Source organism: Psychroserpens sp. XS_ASV72 (genome assembly GCF_041224425.1).
Lineage (GTDB): Bacteria > Bacteroidota > Bacteroidia > Flavobacteriales > Flavobacteriaceae > Psychroserpens.
Genome location: NZ_JBGFGL010000022.1, coordinates 1 through 6,833 on the forward strand (window position 1 = coordinate 1; position 6,833 = coordinate 6,833).

Below are 6,833 nucleotides of genomic sequence, written 5' to 3' on the forward strand. Positions count from 1 at the left end.
CAGGGGAGCGCTCCACAGACTGTTACGGCGGTCGGTGTGCTTCAGTTCGGTCCTTATGCCAACAACACGCCAGTGGTGATCACGGTGGCTAATGACGATGATGCGAACTGCGAGATATCGAGCTCGCCATTGACTCAGGAACTATGTTTAGATACTATAGTTGATTGTAATGGTGGGGGTCCTATAAATGAATTTTTGTGTTATGGTAACAATGATTCAGTAACATTAACATATACGAGTTCAGATGGCTCTCCATTAAATTTAACTATTAACAGTGGTGAAATTGAAGGTGCTCCTTTTGACTTTTTATTAATAACGGATGGTGCAGGTACAGAATTATATAACGATGAAGGTAACGATGGGGATATTTCCGGGTTGACCTTCCAATCTCCAGGTGATACAATCACTATTCAAATTTTATCTGATGGTTCAGTAAGTTGTGAATCTGGAAGTTTTTGTTGTTCCGATGGAATTGATTATACAGTTTCATGTGCTACCTGTATCAACCCTGTAGCTACCTATCAAGTGATAGATGACTGTGCAAGCGGTGACCAGTTCCTGATCGATGTCAATGTCACCAGTTTGGGGGACGCTACGTCGCTGACCATATCCAACAACCAGGATGCGACCCTTGTACCGGTCAATGCAACCGGTGTTTATCAGATAGGGCCGTTCCCTTTCTTGGTTGACGTGGTAGTGACCGTGTCAAACGACCAAGACCCGAACTGTGTCATCAATAGCGGACCGATACAATTATTAGCGTGTCCTCCAGCCAATGACAATCCTTGCAACGCTACTGTTGCGGCAGTAAATACAGATGATAGTTGTACGCTATTTACAGGAGGTACACTAATAGAAGCAACCCCTTCAGGTGTTCCGGATGGCACATGTACTGGCGATCCAGATGATGATGTCTGGTTCCAATTTGTTGCGGAAAATGAAGTCCAATTAATCTCATTGATAAATATAGCAGGCGGAACATTTAATATAGATCATGCCGTTTATGAAGGAGCTTGTAATAATTTAACAGAATTATACTGTTCTGCTGACGATGCTAGTGTAACCCCTCAACTTGTTGTTGGTAATACTTACTACATTAGAGTCTTTTCAGGTGGAAGCGTTTCAGAAACAAGTACTTTTGATTTATGTATTAGAAATGCGCCAACAAATATTATTTGTGAAAATGCTGAAAATTTCTGTGAAGACGGAGGTGCTTTAGTAACATCTAATATAATCGGTATCCCAGATCCAACAGATATCGCTTGTTTATTCTCAGCACCAAATCCAACTTGGAACATTATCCAAATAGGTGATCCTGGATTAATCGAAATTGAAATTGTTCAAACAGACGATAGTGGAAATGGACTGGATGTAGACTTTGTATTATGGGGACCATTTGCTGATGTACAATCTGCATGTGGAAACTTAGATTTAGGTTGTCCAAATCCTGGTGGAGACTGTCCAAACAATACTGGTGATCCAAATTTTTATCCTTATGGAAATATCGTGGATTGTAGTTATTCGATTCAATCTACTGAAAACCTGACTATAGATAATGCCATGACTGGTGAAATCTATATTTTATTAGTAACAAACTTTTCTGATGATCCAGGAACGATTTCTATTAGCCAGACAAATGGAGGCAATCCAACAGATGGAAATGTAACAGCAGAGATTGAAGTAGATTTAGGAATTGATCAAGAGCTATGCGACTTCCCATCTTTTGAAATAGTTGCAGATTCTCCTTTCGCTGATAGATATGAATGGTATTGTGACGGATTTATCATTACTGGTGAAGAAGGACCAACCCTTACTGTTACCGAGTCTTGTACCTATACGGTTATTGCATTTGATGATCAATGTCAATCTCAAGCTCAGGATGAAGTCACAATAACTTTTGGAGCAGGTGTAGTAGCGAATCCGCTAGACGATATTATTACTTGTGATGATGCCTCTGGTGATGAAGTTGAGGATTTTGACTTAGAAATTCAAACACCTATTGTTTTAGGGACTCAAGACCCTTCAGAGTTTAATGTAAGCTATCACCTAACGTTTAATGATGCTCAACAAGGTATTAATGCTATAGCTTCACCTTACACGAACATCTCCAACCCTCAAACAATTTATGTTAGAGTAGAAGATGCAAACGCAACATTTTGTTCTGCAGTAACATCATTTGATTTGATAATTTCAGGTCCAACGCCAACAGCCAATTCAGATATTTATCCTGAGTGTGATGGTGGTGGAAACGGAATTGCTTTGTTTGACTTACCTTCAAGGGATGCCAATATTTTAGGTGGTCAAAATCCTATGGATTTTACGGTTACCTATTATACAACATTGGCAGATGCTGAAGCAGGAACAAATCCTATAGATACTTCTATGTTATATAGCAGTATGTCAACAACTCTTTTCGTTAGAGTTGAAAGTAACTTAGCATTTGATTGTTATTCAACAACTACTATTGATTTAGTTGTGAATACCACGCCAGATTCATCATTTGTTTTAGACGATATTATTACTTGTGATGATGCCTCTGGTGATGAAGTTGAAGATTTTGATTTGGAAATCCAAACACCAGTTGTTTTGGGAACTCAAAACCCTTCTGATTTCAATGTAACGTATCACTTAACTCTAGCTGATGCTCAGGGTGGAATAGGAGCTTTAAGTTCACCTTATACCAATATTTCTAATCCTCAAACAATTTATGTAAGAGTTGAAAATGCTAATGCAACTGTTTGTTACATTACTGCAAGTTTTGATTTAATTATTTCTGGACCAACACCAACAGCTAATCCAAATGTGGTGTATCCTGAATGTGATGACGACTTTGATGGTATTACAGCTTTTGACTTGGCATCCCAAGACATGAATATTCTTGGAAGTCAGAGTCCAGCAGATTTTAGTGTTAGCTACTATGAAACTCAAGGAGACGCTGATTTAGGCACAAATGCTATCGATACAAGTGCATTCTATAACAGTCCTTCTGCAACAATTTATGTAAGAGTTGAAAGCAACATAGCATTTGATTGCTATACAACAACAACTATGGAGCTTCTTGTAGACCCATTACCAGATACTTCATTCTCTACAAATGTCGATTATGAAGTTTGTCCTAATGCTACAGTTCCAATTCAGGTTACAGCAACAGCTAACAACTATAGTGAAAGTGATGTGACTATTAGTTGGACTCTTGATGGTGTAGTCGTTTCAGGAGAAAATAGCCTAACAATACCTGTACTTACAGCAGGACTTTATGAGATTACTGTAACGAACAATTTAACAGGATGTTCTTCACAAGCTGAACAATTAGTTGTTGAGCTTGATAGCTGCGTCATTCCTCAAGGAATCTCTCCTAATGGAGATGGCAGTAATGATACTTTTGACTTGAGTAGTTATGATGTAAGTAAACTTGAAATTTTCAATAGAAATGGAACACTTGTTTATTCTAAAGAAAATTATACCAATGAATGGTTTGGTCAAACCAATGAAGGAGACGAATTACCTGTTGGTACTTATTTCTATACTATGGAATACCAAAATGGTAAGCGTCGTAGTGCTTGGGTTTACATACAAAGATTAAATTAATAAGAAGAAATTACCATAAACCAATTAAAGAGCATGTTCAGTAAATAATAATTTCAATTTAATATTGAACATGCTCAACAACTAAAAACAACTAAAAATTAACAGATGAAAAAACTTTATATTATTGTTGTATTGCTCATCACAACACAATTGTATGGACAGCAAGATCCGCAATACACACAGTACATGTATAACATGAATGTTATAAATCCAGCATATGCAGGGTCTCGTGAGAATCTTTCTTTTGGATTATTATACAGAACACAGTGGACTGGTATTGATGGAGCACCTGAAACAGGAACCTTTTTTGGTCATTTACCTGTAGGAGAAAAAGTTGGACTTGGACTATCTGTAATTTCCGATCAAATAGGACCTGTAAAAGAAACTAATGCCTACGCAGATTTCTCGTATACACTTAGATTGGGAGGTGCACACCGTTTAGCTTTTGGTGTTAAAGCGGGTGCGACATTTCATGATATTGGATTGGCTAATATAGACCTGATTGACCCAAATGATGATTTCTTTCAAAACATCAGTTCTACCACGCCTAATATTGGAGCAGGAGCATTCTATTACACAGATAATTATTATTTGGCTTTATCTGTTCCCAATATATTGAACTCTGTTCATCTTGACGCTAATGGCAACAAATTGGGTTCTGAAGCAGCACACTATTTTTTAACTGGTGGTTATGTTTTTGAATTAAAAAATACAAAGATCAAACCATCGTTTTTAGTTAAATCTGCATTTGATGCACCTACATCATTTGACGTAAACCTTAATGCACTTTTCTTTGAGAAGTTTGAAGTTGGAGCCTCTTACAGACTTGACGATTCGTTTTCAGGCCTTGTCAATTTTGCAATCACACCTACAGTTAGAGTTGGATATGCCTATGATAGTGTTACTTCTGACATTAAAAAGTATGCACCAGCTTCACACGAGTTTATGTTATTATTTGACTTAAACTTCCCGAAAAAGGTTTCACGTTCACCAAGATATTTCTAAACAGTTAAGCTAACAATCATGAAAAAATTATTGACACTTTTTACAATAGCAGCGTTAAGTAGCTTTAGCTTAATTGCTCAAAATAGAAACACAAAAAAAGCAGATAAGCACTTTGCAAGACTTGAATTTGTTGAAGCTGCTGAAGAATACAAGGAATTAATTGATGATGGCAAGGGAGATTCTTACGTTTATGCTCAATTAGCAGAATCATATTATAATATTTTCAATACTGAAGAAGCTGAAAAATGGTACTCTAAGGCACTTGAGACTAAAGAGGAACCTGAAATGATTTTCAAGTATTCCCAAATGTTAAAAGCTAACGGCAAGTATGAAGAATCAAATGCACAAATGGCAAAATTTGCCCAGATGAGACCAAGTGATGATAGGGCCATTAAGTTCAGGGAAAATCCTGACTACTTACCTAAAATTCTTGATAAAGGTTCGAAATTCAATATTCAAAATCTTGGGTTCAATACCCAGTACTCTGATTTTGGTGGAACTTTAAAAGACGGTAAACTTTACATTACTTCAGCCAGAAATACAAACCGTAAGAATTATGGTTGGAATGAAGAACCGTTTCTAGACATCTACGAACTTACTAAGAATGAAGATGGAACATACCAAGCAGCAACGTTAGTTGAAGATAAGATTAATACAAGATATCACGAGGGTGTTGTATCATTTTCACCAGATGGAAAAACAATGTATTTTTCTAGAGAAAGCTATTTTGAAAAAGAATATGAAAAAGACTCGATTACTAAAGTTAGATATAGTTTGCTACACTTATTTAAAGCGAAGAAATCTGGAAGTACTTGGGGTAATGTGGAAGGCTTTCCACTAAACAGTGAAAACTATTCAGTAAAAAACCCTTCGGTTAGTGCTGATGGAAAAACACTTTACTTTTCTTCAGATATGCCAGGAGGATATGGTTTATTTGATATCTATAGAGCTCCAATCAATGCTGACGGCACCTTGGGTGAGCCTGAAAACTTAGGTCAAAAGGTCAATACGCAGGGTCAAGAAATGTTTCCGTTCATAAGTAGTAATAACACACTTTATTTTTCTTCTAATGGTCATTTGGGACTTGGGAATATGGATGTGTTTTTCTCTAAAGTTGTTGACGATAAAATGGGACCTGTTAGAAATATAGGTTTGCCGATTAATAGTAGTGCTGATGATTTTGCATTCAATCTTGACGAGGAAACTGGAGAAGGGTTTGTTTCATCAAATAGAGATGGAGGACTAGGAAGCGATGATATTTACGGAATTAAAAAGCTACAACCTTTATTCGATGTTTTAATTTCTGCTACAGTCGTTGATGCTGAAACAGATGAACCACTTAATGCAGCAACAGTTACATTATATGATGAAGAAGGAAATAAAGTCATATCTAAAGTTACTAACTCTGACGGAACGGTTGATTTTATAGTTGAGGCTGGAAAAGAATCTGAACTTGAAGTTGTCATGGAAGATTACGAAAGTCAAAAATTGAAAATTGCAGCTTCTGAAAATGAAGAAGAACAAGTTAGGATTATGATGAACCCTATTGAAGTTATTGTAACGCCTAATGAAATTGTATTAAATCCAATTTATTTTGATTTTGATAAATCTAATATTACGGCTCAAGCAGCTTTTGAATTAGACAAATTAGTTCAGATTATGAAGAAGTATCCAGACTTAGTAATTAACGCAACTTCACATACAGATAGTAGAGGTTCTGCATCTTACAATGAAAGACTATCAGATAGAAGAGCTAAAACCACTGTACAGTATGTGATTTCTAAGGGCATAGACAAGTCTAGGATATCTGGAATGGGTAAAGGAGAAAATGAACCTAAAGTTGATTGTGGCTCTAATTGTACAGAAGAAGAACACCAAATGAACAGAAGATCAGAATTTATTATAGTTAGTGGAAACCCTCAAGCACAATAATTTTATTAAATAGAAATGATCTGTAAATAAACATAAAAAGCTCTGTCCACTAAGCAGAGCTTTTTATGTTTATATATAATAATTCAAAAAAGCTAAAATTAACGACTTTAATCTCAACAAATGAAAAAGTATTTATTAATAAAAATGTTGCTTGTATTTGCTTTCACAGCGACATCACAGACCTATTTGCAGGAGGGATTTGACACGGAGATTCCTGCGACCTGGTCAGTTACCGATGGCGGTGGTGCGACGGGAGATTCCTGGATATCTGGTCAGCAGGGCGGCATCAACAGTCTCAACGGCACGAA

4 protein-coding genes are annotated in these 6,833 nt (G+C 36.6%); all 4 read left to right on the top strand.

Features of this window, described 5'->3' with window-relative positions:
• Positions 1–3,588, top strand: a 3,588-nt coding sequence (locus tag AB9K26_RS00110) for a gliding motility-associated C-terminal domain-containing protein (protein WP_369970525.1), incomplete at its 5' end; no start/stop codon positions are given.
• A gap of 105 nt (positions 3,589–3,693) precedes the next feature.
• Positions 3,694–4,593 carry a type IX secretion system membrane protein PorP/SprF gene (locus AB9K26_RS00115; protein WP_369970526.1) on the top strand — a complete coding sequence of 300 codons (900 nt, stop codon included), beginning with the start codon at positions 3,694–3,696 and terminating at the stop codon, positions 4,591–4,593.
• An 18-nt stretch (positions 4,594–4,611) separates the two neighbouring features.
• Positions 4,612–6,525 (top strand): OmpA family protein, encoded by a 1,914-nt coding sequence (locus AB9K26_RS00120; protein WP_369970527.1) that lies wholly within the window; start codon positions 4,612–4,614, stop codon positions 6,523–6,525.
• A 120-nt stretch (positions 6,526–6,645) separates the two neighbouring features.
• On the top strand, positions 6,646–6,833 hold a 188-nt coding region (locus AB9K26_RS00125), incomplete at its 3' end, for a hypothetical protein (protein WP_369970528.1).

Coding starts and splice junctions, on each gene's coding strand:
- AB9K26_RS00115 (WP_369970526.1), top strand. CDS start 3,694: ATGAAAAAACTTTATATTATTGTTGTATTGCTCATCACAACACAATTG.
- AB9K26_RS00120 (WP_369970527.1), top strand. CDS start 4,612: ATGAAAAAATTATTGACACTTTTTACAATAGCAGCGTTAAGTAGCTTT.